This is a genomic window from Methylophaga sp. UBA3613, assembly GCF_002375415.1.
Taxonomy (GTDB): domain Bacteria; phylum Pseudomonadota; class Gammaproteobacteria; order Nitrosococcales; family Methylophagaceae; genus Methylophaga.
Genome location: NZ_DFLS01000002.1, coordinates 99,591 through 112,036, shown reverse-complemented (window position 1 = coordinate 112,036; position 12,446 = coordinate 99,591). Strand labels below are relative to the sequence as shown.

14 protein-coding genes and 1 tRNA gene are annotated in these 12,446 nt (G+C 44.2%); 8 read left to right on the top strand and 7 right to left on the bottom strand.

Going from position 1 to position 12,446, the window contains the following annotated elements; genetic code table 11:
• Position 1: 1 nt before the first annotated feature.
• A complete protein-coding gene (locus B3S93_RS00980; RefSeq protein WP_292401249.1) occupies positions 2 to 760 on the top strand; it encodes a sulfite exporter TauE/SafE family protein in 759 nt (252 codons plus the stop codon).
• A gap of 328 nt (positions 761 to 1,088) precedes the next feature.
• Here the strand turns inward: B3S93_RS00980 and pyrE are convergent, their stop codons facing one another.
• From pyrE to B3S93_RS00950, 6 genes are read right to left on the bottom strand one after another with little or no spacing between them, the layout of a single operon-like run.
• The gene (gene pyrE / locus B3S93_RS00975) at positions 1,089 to 1,730 is read right to left on the bottom strand and encodes an orotate phosphoribosyltransferase (protein ID WP_292356533.1); all 642 of its coding nucleotides are present in this window, start codon (positions 1,728 to 1,730) and stop codon (positions 1,089 to 1,091) included.
• Positions 1,727 to 2,329 carry a methionine biosynthesis protein MetW gene (metW, locus tag B3S93_RS00970; protein ID WP_292356531.1) on the bottom strand — a complete coding sequence of 201 codons (603 nt, stop codon included), beginning with the start codon at positions 2,327 to 2,329 and terminating at the stop codon, positions 1,727 to 1,729. Before metW ends, pyrE begins: the two co-directional genes overlap by 4 nt.
• Entirely contained in the window at positions 2,329 to 3,477 is a 1,149-nt protein-coding gene (metX, locus tag B3S93_RS00965) for a homoserine O-succinyltransferase MetX (protein ID WP_292401246.1), read from the bottom strand. Before metX ends, metW begins: the two co-directional genes overlap by 1 nt.
• 21 nt (positions 3,478 to 3,498) lie before the next feature.
• The gene (locus B3S93_RS00960) at positions 3,499 to 4,074 is read right to left on the bottom strand and encodes a YggT family protein (RefSeq protein ID WP_292356527.1); all 576 of its coding nucleotides are present in this window, start codon (positions 4,072 to 4,074) and stop codon (positions 3,499 to 3,501) included.
• Complete coding sequence (gene proC, locus B3S93_RS00955) at positions 4,067 to 4,900, bottom strand: pyrroline-5-carboxylate reductase (protein WP_292356525.1); 834 nt, start codon at positions 4,898 to 4,900, stop codon at positions 4,067 to 4,069. Before proC ends, B3S93_RS00960 begins: the two co-directional genes overlap by 8 nt.
• Positions 4,901 to 4,948: 48 nt before the next feature.
• The gene (locus tag B3S93_RS00950) at positions 4,949 to 5,647 is read right to left on the bottom strand and encodes a YggS family pyridoxal phosphate-dependent enzyme (protein ID WP_292356523.1); all 699 of its coding nucleotides are present in this window, start codon (positions 5,645 to 5,647) and stop codon (positions 4,949 to 4,951) included.
• Between the two features lie 91 nt (positions 5,648 to 5,738).
• On the opposite strand from B3S93_RS00950, the gene B3S93_RS00945 reads away from it, so the two are divergent.
• The 7 genes from B3S93_RS00945 (at position 5,739) to B3S93_RS00915 (ending at position 12,247) form a co-directional block, all read left to right on the top strand.
• Positions 5,739 to 6,776 (top strand): type IV pilus twitching motility protein PilT, encoded by a 1,038-nt coding sequence (locus B3S93_RS00945; protein ID WP_292356521.1) that lies wholly within the window; start codon positions 5,739 to 5,741, stop codon positions 6,774 to 6,776.
• Positions 6,777 to 6,785: 9 nt separating this feature from the next.
• A complete protein-coding gene (locus B3S93_RS00940; protein ID WP_292356520.1) occupies positions 6,786 to 7,928 on the top strand; it encodes a PilT/PilU family type 4a pilus ATPase in 1,143 nt (380 codons plus the stop codon).
• A 172-nt stretch (positions 7,929 to 8,100) separates the two neighbouring features.
• Entirely contained in the window at positions 8,101 to 8,946 is an 846-nt protein-coding gene (locus B3S93_RS00935) for an OmpA family protein (RefSeq protein WP_292401243.1), read from the top strand.
• A 392-nt stretch (positions 8,947 to 9,338) separates the two neighbouring features.
• Positions 9,339 to 9,530 (top strand): CsbD family protein, encoded by a 192-nt coding sequence (locus B3S93_RS00930; RefSeq protein ID WP_292401240.1) that lies wholly within the window; start codon positions 9,339 to 9,341, stop codon positions 9,528 to 9,530.
• Between the two features lie 216 nt (positions 9,531 to 9,746).
• On the top strand, positions 9,747 to 10,307 hold the full coding sequence (locus B3S93_RS00925) for a BON domain-containing protein (RefSeq protein ID WP_292401237.1): 561 nt from the start codon (positions 9,747 to 9,749) through the stop codon (positions 10,305 to 10,307).
• 7 nt (positions 10,308 to 10,314) lie between these two features.
• A complete protein-coding gene (locus B3S93_RS00920) occupies positions 10,315 to 10,776 on the top strand; it encodes a hypothetical protein (RefSeq protein ID WP_292401234.1) in 462 nt (153 codons plus the stop codon).
• A 220-nt stretch (positions 10,777 to 10,996) separates the two neighbouring features.
• Complete coding sequence (locus B3S93_RS00915; RefSeq protein WP_292401231.1) at positions 10,997 to 12,247, top strand: sigma-54 interaction domain-containing protein; 1,251 nt, start codon at positions 10,997 to 10,999, stop codon at positions 12,245 to 12,247.
• A gap of 35 nt (positions 12,248 to 12,282) precedes the next feature.
• Here B3S93_RS00915 and B3S93_RS00910 read toward each other — a convergent pair.
• Positions 12,283 to 12,359 (bottom strand) — tRNA-Arg (locus tag B3S93_RS00910).
• Between the last annotated feature and the right edge of the window lie 87 nt (positions 12,360 to 12,446).

The window sequence follows — 12,446 nt, the reverse complement described above, 5'->3', positions numbered from 1 at the left end:
ATTGAGCTTTATTGAACATTTTATTCTGTTTGTCATTTCTTTGCTGGCAAATACTTTTTCGGCATTAAGTGGCGGCGGTGCAGGATTAATCCAGTTCCCGGTTTTGATATTCCTTGGCTTGACCTTTTCTGTGGCTTTAGCCACCCATAAAGTGGCCAGTGTAGCGTTAGGGGTAGGCGCAGCATTGCGTTACATCTCTACCAGCCGACTTGAACGTCAGTTTGTGATATTGCTCTTGGTGGCCGGCCTGCCGGGGGTAGTGATCGGCGGCAGTGTGATATTAATGGTACCAGATCGAATCGCAGAGATTGCCCTGGGCGTATTAACCGGATCATTAGGCATATATTCTTTATTTAAACCGGCTTTAGGTCAGTTATACACGCCGTTAAATCGTGAGCGCCATGGTTACCTGATTGGTGCAGTTGTATTGTTTATTCTGGGCATTCTCAATGGCTCGCTCACCTCGGGAACCGGGCTGTTTGTGACCATATGGCTGATATTATGGTTTGGCATGGATTACCAGCGGGCCGTTGCTTACACGCTGATTCTGGTTGGATTATTTTGGAATGGTGCAGGCGCGATTACGTTGGGTATTCTAGGCGAAATACAATGGGACTGGCTTCCTGCGTTACTGTTAGGATCGTTATTGGGTGGTTATCTGGGATCCCATTTGGCGTTGCGTTGGGGCAACCGCTGGATAAAACGCAGCTTTGAAATTGTGACCTTATTAATTGCCATCAGATTAATTTGGGGGCCCTAGGGTCTGTTGATCTTTCAAAGCCACCTCTGCTGAAGGCTATTTTTTTGTCTCACAAGGCGGAAATGATGCGATGTAGTTGTTCTACATAAGTCATTTCCAACGCTGTGGGGCGGAAAAATAGTCCCAGCCCTTCGGGTTGTGGCTGAAAATGCACCACTCAGCGTTACTCGTTATTTATTTAGAACAACTACAAAAACGTCAGGAACGTTTTTGAGCGTAAGCCCCTTAGGGGTGAGATACATGGATGTATCTCACAAACTGCATTCCTCGCGCCTTGATTGGTGCATTTTCAGTCACAACAGAGGCGGCTATGAAAGATCAACAGACCCTAGACCCCATATCGTTCCCGATAGGCTTTTACCGCAGCTAAATGTCGTTGCAAGTCGGGATGATCCTGCAGATAGCTGAGTAAGTCATTGAGACAGATAATACTGACGACGGGGATCTTATGCGTTTGCTCTACCTGTTGAATAGCGGATAATTCGCCCTGACCACGTTCCTGACGATCGAGTGCAATAATGACACCTGCTGGTTCAGCGCCTGCTGCGCGAATGATATCGACAGATTCTCCTACGGAGGTCCCGGCGGAAATTACATCATCAATTATTAGTACCTTACCGTTAAGAGCGGCGCCGACCAGCTGTCCGCCTTCACCATGATCTTTTTTCTCTTTGCGGTTAAATACATAAGGTACATCGCGATCATGCTGGTCGGCCAGTGCGATAACTGCAGTGGATGCTAACGGGATACCTTTATAGGCTGGGCCAAACAACACATCAAAATCAAGCGCGGATTCGGTTATCGCCTGTGCGTAAAAACGTCCCAGCCGAGCCAGTGTTGCACCGCTGTTAAACAAGCCACTGTTAAAAAAATAAGGGCTGATGCGTCCGGATTTGAGGGTAAATTCACCAAAGCGTAAAACGCCGGTTGCTAAGGCGAATTCGATAAAGTCGCGTTGATAATCTTTCATGAGTTTCCGTTATGAATCAAATAAACAGCTATCTGGCCGAACAGGTTAGGTAATAAGCGAATACCAAGCGTATCTTTATGTTCGTGATTAACGACACTGCGGCTCACCACACTAAAACCATATTGGTCACAGAGCTTTTCAAAATCTTTCAACGTACATAAATGAATATTGGGTGTATCAAACCAGGCATTTGGCAGGTTTTTGGATACCGGCATTTTACCTCGTAACCCTAGTTGAAAACGGCATTGCCAATGTCCGAAATTAGGAAAACCGATAATTCCCTGCTTGCCAACCCGCATGATTTCTCTCAGTAAAAAGTCGGGACGTTTAACGGCCTGAAGGGTTTGTGACAAAATAACAAAATCAAAGCTCTGATCACCGAACTGACTGAGACCTTCATCCAAGTCTGCTTGTATAACGTTGACACCACCGGCAATACATTCGGAAAATTTGCTGTTATCTATTTCTAGACCATAACCGGTAACATTGCGTTGCTGCAGATGTTTTAACAAAGATCCATTGCCGCAACCCAGATCGAGCACGTGGGCATTGTCTGGGATCCAGTCACTGATAATTTGTAAATCAACCCGTAAAGTCATCAGCTATTCACCTCTTTTGCAACTTGCTGCATATAGCTGGCAAAGATTTCCATATAGCGGGGGATTGGCATTAAAAAAGCATCATGACCCTGCGTGGCTTCAATTTCGGCATAACTTACTGACTTGCCAGCACTGAGCAGGGCATCAACAATTTCCAGAGAGCGTAAAGGTGAAAACCGCCAATCACTGGTAAACGAAATAATCAACGATTTGGCCTGAATGGCTTTGACTGCTTGAGTCAGATCGTCATCAAACTCCTTGGCCGGATCAAAATAATCCAGTGCTTTGGTCATTAATAAATAAGTATTGGCATCAAAGCGTTCTACAAAGCTGGAGCTTTGATAACGTAAATAACTCTCGATCTGGAACTCAACATCATAGCCATACTGAATTTTGCCACTGCGCAGTTCACGACCGAATTTTTCGCCCATGGCTTCATCGGAAAGATAGGTGATATGGCCCAACATTCTGGCCAGTCCCAGCCCCTGTCGTGGAACAGTATCGAATTCCTGATAGCGGCCCTCATGAAATTCAGGATCAGACTTAATGGCAGTTCGGGCCACTTCATTAAACGCAATATTCTGTGCAGATAACTTTGGCGCTGCGGCGATGACCAGTGCATGACCGACCCTCTCGGGCAACGTAATTGCCCAATCCAGGGCTTGCATACCACCCAGACTTCCGCCCACCACCGCAGCCCATTTATGAATACCTAATGAGTCTGCCAGGATCGCCTGACTTTTTACCCAGTCAGCTACCGTCACAATGGGAAAGTCCGGACCATATAATTTGCCGGTTTCAGGATTAATAGTATTAGGACCTGTGGAACCTTTACAACCGCCAAGATTATTCGGACAAACGACAAAAAAATGCTTGGTATCAATGGCTTTTCCTGGACCTATCGCCGTATCCCACCAGCCGGGTTTACGTTCTTCCAGAGAATTAAACCCTGCAGCATGATGATCGCCAGACAAAGCGTGGCAGATAAGAACAGCGTTGCTCTTATCGGCATTTAATGTGCCGTAGGTTTCATAAATCAAATCGAACTGTGGCAGCATCCGCCCACAATCCAGCGCCAGCGGCGTATCAATATGCAAATGTGAAGGTGTTACCAATCCGACTGAGTCAGCTGGCAGGGAGTCCGACATAATGTACTGTGTCCTATAAAATTAATACTGGGGGTACGCTGAACCGAGCAGTAAAGGCATCACCAGCATCGACAGAACCTGCAGCCCTAATATGACGACTAATGGCGATAAATCAATGCCACCCATTAACGGCATTCTTTTACGTACTGGATCCAGCAAAGGGGCATTTATTGCCTGAATCAGACTGGCGACCGGATTATATCCTTGAGGAGCCAGCCAGCTAAGCAGTACTTCGATAATAATCGTCACTGTAAACAGGCTGATAAACAGGGAAAATAATTCTGCAGCCGTCAGTAGAACCAGGCCAATAAGGGCGGGCCATGCCCCAGCCAGACTCAGTAGCAACGTCAGTTTGACTAAAGTGACCAGAATCAATAGCAGCAAAACGGCAGAATCAAATTTTCGAGTGCTAGGCATAAAACTGCGTAACGGAGCACAAAGTGGCTCGGTAATTCGGATAATGGTCTGAATCAAAGGATGGGTAAATGAAGTCCTTATCAGCGGTAACAATAACCGTATGGCAACGATATACATATAAAGCTGAAAAAGTGTTTCAATCAGAAACATCAATGGATTTGAAAAATAGCTATTAGGCATGGTCTTGTCCCAGTTCATTGGCCAGCTCTCTTGCGCGCAAAGCCGCCGCCACTAATGCGTTTTCAAATAAGCCATGTAAACCACCATCTTCCAGTTCATGAATAGCTCTTTCAGTCGTGCCGCCGGGAGAGGTGACCTGTTTACGCAAAGTGCTGGCAGATTCGCCACTTTCAAGGGCCATTTTAGCGGCTCCGAATGCGGTTTCCAAACATAACAGTCGCGCGGTTTCCTGCGGTAAGCCAAGTTCAATAGCCGCATTTTCCATCGCTTCCATCACCAGAAAGAAATAGGCCGGGCCGCTGCCGGAAACGGCAGTAACAGCATCCATGTGTTTTTCTTCTTTCAGCCAGATTGCCAAACCACAGGCACGCAAGATGGATTCCGCCAATTCATGCTGCTGGTGGCTAACATATTCATTTGCAAACAGCGCGGTAGCGCCGGCTTCCACCAACGCTGGCGTATTGGGCATTGCACGCACAATCGCAGCCTGTGGTTTATCCAGCCAACGGCTAATATCTTCAATACGGATGCCGGCGGCAATTGAAATCAGTAATTGCTTTTCTTGCCAGGAAGAATGAAGCGCTTTAACAACCTCTTGCAGTTGCTGAGGTTTGACAGCAATAATAATGACATCAGCACCTTCGATAGCATGTTGGTTGCTGGTAAACGTCTGCACAGGATATTGACGGTTAAGTGACTCAAGTGTTGCGGCATTTTTATCAGCAACGTGGATATCTTCAGCTGACATGCCATTGGCGATTAAGCCACCAATTAAACTGCGCGCCATATTTCCACCGCCGATAAAGGCGAGCTTGCAAGGTATCATTTAAACTTTCTCCATTGGGACGGACTCTTCAACACTGTAGTGTACTGGTTATTGTTTATTGGGTGTATGTCTCTCACCAAACAGCGCCGTCCCAATCCGGACCATGGTGCTGCCTTGCGAGATAGCTGGCTGCATATCAGCTGACATCCCCATTGATAAAGTATCAACGGTAGCGTGGTTGGTTTTAAGTTGAGAAAAAAGTTGCTGCGCCCGGGCAAAGGCATCGAGCTGTTGTTCAACCGTTTCTGCAATTGCCGGAATGATCATTAAACCCCGCAACCGAATATTTTTCAGTTGGCTTACTGCAGCAGCGAGTTCCATTAAACCGTCGGCATGAACACCTGCCTTGCTGGCTTCATCATCAATATTGACTTGCAGACAAATATTCAAAGGCGGTTTTTCAGTAGGTCGCTGGTCAGATAACCGTTGCGCAATTTTAAGCCTGTCCACACTCTCGACCCAATCAAAGTTGGCAGCAATGTCACGGGTTTTGTTGGATTGAACTGGGCCGATAAAATGCCATTCCAGTTGTAAATCTGCTAATTCTGCGATTTTTTGTAAGGCTTCCTGCAGGTAGTTTTCACCAAAGCGTATCTGTCCTGCTTCAGCTAGCTCACGTAGCCGGGATGCCGGCCAGGTTTTGCTTACAGCAAGCAATTTCACTGAGCCTGGGGAGCGATTAGCCTGTTGTTCTGCCAATTTGATGAAGTTCATCACAGATTGCAGACGTGTTTTTGAATTTGTCATGTTGCAAGCCAGTCTGGAGCGCGCTACCTTTAACAGTATTCGCTATGTTGTCATCGACATGTAGCCATCATTATCGAATTAAGGAATGTGCATGGATATTACTGAATTGCTGACCTTTAGTGCAAAAAACAATGCATCCGATTTGCACATCTCTTCTGGTGAGCCGCCAATGATTCGGGTTGATGGCGATATAAAACGCATCAATTTGCCTGCTATGGAACACAAAGAAGTGCATGCCATGATATATGACATCATGAATGACCGTCAGCGTAAGGATTTTGAAGAGTTTCTGGAGGCAGACTTTTCGTTTGAGATTCCCAATCTGGCGCGTTTCCGGGTCAATGTGTTTAATCAGAACCGGGGGGCAGCCGCGGTTTTCCGGACCATACCTTCAACGGTGCTGACACTGGAAGAATTGGGTGCCCCCGAGATTTTCAAACAGATTTCCGACAATAATCGCGGTATTGTGCTGGTCACTGGACCGACTGGTTCCGGTAAGTCGACCACGTTGGCTGCAATGATTAATTATCGTAATGAAAAAGATAACGAACATATACTAACCATTGAAGACCCGATTGAATTTGTACACCGCAGTAAGAAATGTCTAATCAATCAACGTGAAGTGCATCGTGACACCCATGGCTTCAGTGAGGCATTACGCAGTGCTTTGCGGGAAGATCCTGACATAATTCTGGTCGGGGAATTACGTGATCTGGAAACCATTCGTCTGGCACTGACTGCCGCGGAAACCGGTCACCTGGTATTTGGCACCCTGCATACCTCATCAGCGGCAAAAACCATAGACCGTATTATTGATGTGTTTCCGGCGGCGGAAAAGGATATGGTACGTTCCATGTTGTCAGAATCCTTACGTGCGGTTATTTCCCAGACGCTATTGAAGAAAGTCGGAGGGGGGCGCATTGCGGCACATGAAATTATGATTGGTACGCCGGCTATCCGTAATCTGATTCGTGAAGATAAAGTCCCGCAAATGTATTCTTCAATTCAAACAGGTGGTGCCTTAGGAATGCAGACATTGGATCAGTGTTTACAGGATTTGGTACGTCGTCAGCAAATTACCAAGCATGAAGCATTACCCCGTGCCGTGAACAAGGATCTGTTCCGTTAGGAGATCATGATGGAAATAGTCACTATTCTTAAAGCTGCGGTAAAACACGAAGCCTCAGATATTTTTATTACTTCAGGCCGTCCAGCCACCTTGAAAGTAAATGGCCGTATGGCAACACTTTCGCAGGAACCTTTAACTGAAGAAGAAGCCCGTGAATTGGTGTTGAGCACCATGAACGATGAACAAAAACGTACTTTTGAACGCGATAAGGAATGTAATTACGCTATCGATACCAAAGGTGCCGGCCGTTTTCGAGTCAGTGCACTGTATCAGCGCAGTCGAATCGCTATGGTCTTGCGTCTGGTAAAAGGGGAAATCCCCACCATTGAAGAACTTCATGTTCCTGAAATCATTAAAGAACTTGCAATGACCAAGCGTGGCCTGGTGATGTTTGTGGGGGCCACCGGAAGTGGTAAGTCAACCACACTGGCGGCGATGATTGGTTATCGTAATCAAAACAGTACCGGTCACATTTTAACGATTGAAGACCCGATTGAATTTGATCATAAACACGCAGGATGTGTCGTCACGCAGCGAGAAGTGGGGGTGGATACCGACTCCTACGAAGTGGCATTGAAAAATTCATTGCGACAGGCTCCAGATGTCATTATGATTGGTGAAATCAGAAGTCGTGATACTATGGATTACGGTATTTCATTTGCTGAAACCGGTCACCTGTGTTTATCAACCCTTCACGCCAATAATGCCAATCAGGCGATGGAAAGGGTTATTAACTTTTTTCCGGAAGACCGGCACCAGCAATTATTTCTTGATTTGTCTCTCAACCTTAAAGCTGTTGTGGCACAACGGCTGATTCCAAAAAAAGATGGTTCAGGACGGGCGGTGGCAGTTGAAGTCCTGCTCAATACGCCATTAATTGGAGATTTGCTCGAAAAGGGTAAGGTTGCGGAAATCAAGGATGTTATGAAACGTTCTCGGGAATTGGGGATGCAAACGTTCGATCAGTCTTTATATGATTTGTATAAAGCTGGAGAAATCTCATATGAAGACGCATTGCGAAATGCTGATTCAAGTAATGAAGTAAGGTTGATGATCAAGTTAGGCTCGGAAACTGGTGAACTCCCTGTGGACGCTGGTGCCCAAGCTTTATCCCTAGAAATGGAAAGCGACCCAATGGATAGCCGCTTTTAATTTTCAGGGACATAACTAAGATTAAATATGCCTTTTTTTTAATATGTTACACTCCAAATGTAAATCGTATTATTATGATATCTGAATCTGAACACATGGATTAACCACCGTGTCAGCCAAGATATCAAGAAACGATTACCAACTAAGCAATAAATCTAAAGGAACTAAAACTATGAATATTACAGTTAAATTAACGGCAGCATTGCTGACGATTGGTTTGCTGGCTGGTTGTGCAGGTCCAAACCAGCGTGCGTATCAAGATTATACTTTGTGTTCTGCTCTTGGCGGTGCCGTTGGTGGCGCAGCAGTCGGTGCAGCGGCAAGTGGTGGCTCTGGTGCTGTAGGTGGCGCTGCAGTCGGTGCAATGTTGGCATTATTACTTTGCCCAACTGATGAAGCCCAGGCAGAAGAAGTAGCAGCAGAAAAAATGATGTGTGAGCATGAGCCAGTTCCAGGTGCATTGCTTGATGCCAATGGTTGTGCAATGGATTCAGACAATGATGGTGTTGTCGATGGTATCGATATGTGTGCTAACACACCAGCTGGTGTAACAGTTGATGATGTTGGTTGCCCAATTGATTCAGACAGAGATGGTGTAGCGGATTACAAAGATCTTTGCCCAAATACGCCAGAGGGTGTAATCGTTGACCAAGATGGATGTCCAATCGCCGGTGAAACCATTCTGTCATTGAATGACGTTCACTTTGAATTTGATAAAGCAACACTAACTCCTGAAGCTCAATCAACTCTTGATGAAGCAGTAGATGCTTTGTTGAACAGTGATGAAGTGGTTGAAGTACGTGTTGAAGGTCATACAGATAGTATTGGTACTGAAGCATATAACCAAAACTTATCACAACGTCGTGCAGAGTCAGTGGTTGACTATCTCACGTCAAAAGGTGTTAATGGCAACAACCTGATTCCAGTTGGTATGGGTGAAAATCATCCAATCGCTAACAATGAAACTGATGCAGGTCGTGCTCTTAACCGTCGTGTTGATTTTGTTGTTAACCCATAATAACTAGAACTTTAGTTGAAATGAAAAAGGCCCTTAACCGGGCCTTTTTTGTGTCTGCTGTTTTGAGTGAAGTGGTAAAGAAGGTACTTTGAGTTGCAACTAAATGATTCGTTTTAAAACGCTGAAGCGTTGAAAATTTTACATTTCACCATGTTATTTCTACCACGGTTTAGTGCATCTTTATTTTTAAAATTTCCAGATTTAATATGGAAAACAGATACATATCATCTTGGCATGATTTCTGTAATATTCCTTGTGACTGATATTTTTGCTGAAACTGCATTGAGCTTTATTGCAATTATTTAAAGTTTATTTCAGCAAAAGCCTTTGGTAATAAATAAAGAGCAACAAGCCCTAGGTATCAGATTTTTTAGAGCAACAAGGAGAAAAAAATGAATACAGATATTGCAGAAGGTAAATGGACTCAAGTTAAAGGTAAGCTTCGTGAAAGCTGGGGTGACTTAACTGATGATGAAATTGAACAAACAAAAGGTAATGCCCAGCAATTGGTTGGTCTCCTGCAGGAGCGATATGGCCTGGCAAAAGATCAGGCAGAAAAGGAAGTTGAAGCGCTTACCAAATAGAACGCTTTTTGCTGGATTCCACTAGCTCCAAAGACGCCGAAAGGCGTCTTTTTTGTTAAACATGAATATTTTCCTGATAAAGCTTGTAATTTATTCATGATTATTAAAGTATTTAAAGTGGGAGAGTTGAGTAACCCCATGAATTTATTTGGTTTATATACTTGGCATGGTTATAGCACCTGTTTAGTGAGTGACATTAAATCAATTAGGAGATAAATGATGAAAATTAAAATGAACCATTTAGCAATTTTGACCGCAGCTACCTTAGTTACTACCCCTGTGCTAGCAAATGACTGGCAAGGTGAGGCTAATGATGCTTGGCTGGATGGCAAATTAGAAACATCATTATTGCTGAACACCGAACTGAATAATTTTAAAATTGATACGGATATTGAAAGTGGGGTTGCAGTTTTAAGTGGTGAAGTGAACAACCAGACGCAAAAAGAGCTGGCTGGTGAAATTGCAAAAAATATTGAAGGTATCTCTGAGGTTAAAAATAACCTGACGGTAGATAAAAACTATCGTAATGAAGATAACAACGATGATAAATCTTTTAGCCGTGCATGGCATGATATGACTGTAACTGCCGGACTTAAGATGGAGCTTGCTGCTCATGATGAGCTTGAAGCCACTGCCATTGAAGTCTCAACCGACAATGGCGTTGTCACATTGAAAGGTAACGTGAAAAATGAGGCCGAAAAAGATCTGGCGGTCGAAATGGCGAAAGGTTATGACAAGGTTGTTGAAGTCAAAGATGAACTCGTTGTAACAAACTGAATGTCACATGTTGAATAACAGAGATCAGCAACTTATTCAGGAGTTGAAGAGTATCTGTGCAGATGGACGCAACTTCTACGATATGACCGCAAGGAAAGTGGTCAGCAGTGAAATAAGAATGTTGTTGCGTGAAATGGCTCTGGTACGGGCTGAAATTGTTGACGATATTAACAAGCGTTTTGCCGGGCTCAAGGATACTCAGCCTTCCAATAGTGAGTTAGCGTTAACAATGCGGGCAATCTACAAAGTTGCATATGGAACATGTGAGGATGTAATTGATAAAGATTGTCTTGCTGATTTGGAATCAATGGAAATGCATTCATTGGAAATTTTTAAAATTTATGTAAGAAGAATGCACGATCGGCAAATGTCATCTTATCTTGCAGGCCATCTGGCGAATATACAATTAAGTCAGGATCGTTTGCTAAGATTAAAAAGTGATAAACGACATCATCGCCGCATAGGTTGACTAATCAGCTATTCCATAAAAGAGGTTGAAACATTAAGTTTCAACCTCTTTATCTATGTTAAGAAATCTATAAAATCCGCATGTTAGACTCGAATTTAATTATTATTTAAAAACGGGTCTTATGCCAAAATTACTGTTAATCACAACTGATGAAATCTTATCAGCGAAATTGAGCAAACTGCTTTCTGCCTGTAACTTTAGTTTAGTTCAGGTTGCAGACTTGAGTGAGCAAGATTATCAAGCAGATTTGGTTATCTATGCCCCCCAAAAAGCCACTGAGTCTGACTATAAATTATTCGAAACACATCCTTTGCAAACTACTGCTGACTGGATTTTATTAAGTGACGGTTTACCCAATAAATGGTTGGACTTAATGATGAGTAAAGGGGGGGCTTATCATTTTCGACAGATGAGCGACTTCACCCCCCTCATTGAAGTGGCCCAGGAATTTGCTACAGAATTCAAACAGCTGAAAAAAAACCGTCAGACTGCCACACTTACCTCCACACTTGATCAATATGGCTCGCTTCTGGGCTCCTCTGCTGCTATGCATAAGCTTTATCGTTTGATACGACGTGTCAGCCAGACAGATGCCAGTGTATTTCTGATAGGCGAAAGTGGCTGTGGTAAAGAAGTTGCTGCCAGAACAATTCATGAACAAAGTGAAAGAGCTAACGAACCGATGGTTTCAGTCAATTGTGCGGCGTTGGCTGCAGATCTTATTGAAAGCGAATTATTTGGTCATGAGAAAGGTGCGTTTACCGGGGCAGTAAACCAACATATCGGCTTTTTTGAACAAGGCGGCAACGGCACGTTATTACTGGATGAAATCACTGAGATGCCTCTGGCATTACAAAGTAAACTGCTGAGAGTATTGGAAAGTGGTGAGTTTCGTCGAGTAGGAAGTGATGTGGTGCGGCAATCCAAAGTAAGGATTATTGCCGCGACCAATCGTGAACCAGAAGAAGCGATTGAAGCCGGTTTTCTGCGTGAGGATCTCTATTTTCGTCTGGCACATTTTCCCATCAAACTTCCTCCGTTACGGCAGCGGGACAATGATGTCATTGAGCTGGCCAAACATTTCCTCGCTTACCGAAATGAAGCGACAAATTCAGGCAAAGTATTTTCCGATGATGTACTGGATATTTTTGCTCAATATAGTTGGCCGGGAAATGTCAGAGAGCTTAAACATTGTGTTGAACGGGCGCATATATTGGCAGAAGATGTAATAACCGTTGATGATCTACCTGATTTTGGCAACGGCCACTCTGCAATAGAAAATGATATCGGGCCCGGTACTTCGATTAAAGATGCTGAAAAAAGCCTGATTCTGTCGACATTAGAAGCCTGTCAGCAAAATAAAACCAAGGCAGCCAAGCAGCTTGGCATTACCGTTAAGACTTTATATAACAAACTTGATCAATATGGCCAATTAGAACCCAATATTCATGCAGGGGCTGAATCAAACTGATAACGCGTGGCCAGAGAAGAGAGTTAAGTAAAAATTGGTGCGCCTGACAGGAATTGAACCTGTGACCTTCGGCTTCGGAAACCGACACTCTATCCAACTGAGCTACAGGCGCTTTGTGTGATTGCTGACAGCGCGAATTATACGGACTTTGCTTGTCTTAAACCACAGGAAAAATAGAAACCCACTGCCAATACACCTA

What these genes read in the sequence shown, in the direction of transcription:
- pyrE (WP_292356533.1), bottom strand. Translation starts at nt 1,730, where the DNA reads ATGAAAGATTATCAACGCGACTTTATCGAATTCGCCTTAGCAACCGGC.
- metW (WP_292356531.1), bottom strand. Translation starts at nt 2,329, where the DNA reads ATGACTTTACGGGTTGATTTACAAATTATCAGTGACTGGATCCCAGAC.
- metX (WP_292401246.1), bottom strand. Translation starts at nt 3,477, where the DNA reads ATGTCGGACTCCCTGCCAGCTGACTCAGTCGGATTGGTAACACCTTCA.
- B3S93_RS00960 (WP_292356527.1), bottom strand. Translation starts at nt 4,074, where the DNA reads ATGCCTAATAGCTATTTTTCAAATCCATTGATGTTTCTGATTGAAACA.
- proC (WP_292356525.1), bottom strand. Translation starts at nt 4,900, where the DNA reads ATGATACCTTGCAAGCTCGCCTTTATCGGCGGTGGAAATATGGCGCGC.
- B3S93_RS00950 (WP_292356523.1), bottom strand. Translation starts at nt 5,647, where the DNA reads ATGACAAATTCAAAAACACGTCTGCAATCTGTGATGAACTTCATCAAA.
- B3S93_RS00945 (WP_292356521.1), top strand. Translation starts at nt 5,739, where the DNA reads ATGGATATTACTGAATTGCTGACCTTTAGTGCAAAAAACAATGCATCC.
- B3S93_RS00940 (WP_292356520.1), top strand. Translation starts at nt 6,786, where the DNA reads ATGGAAATAGTCACTATTCTTAAAGCTGCGGTAAAACACGAAGCCTCA.
- B3S93_RS00935 (WP_292401243.1), top strand. Translation starts at nt 8,101, where the DNA reads ATGAATATTACAGTTAAATTAACGGCAGCATTGCTGACGATTGGTTTG.
- B3S93_RS00930 (WP_292401240.1), top strand. Translation starts at nt 9,339, where the DNA reads ATGAATACAGATATTGCAGAAGGTAAATGGACTCAAGTTAAAGGTAAG.
- B3S93_RS00925 (WP_292401237.1), top strand. Translation starts at nt 9,747, where the DNA reads ATGATGAAAATTAAAATGAACCATTTAGCAATTTTGACCGCAGCTACC.
- B3S93_RS00920 (WP_292401234.1), top strand. Translation starts at nt 10,315, where the DNA reads ATGTTGAATAACAGAGATCAGCAACTTATTCAGGAGTTGAAGAGTATC.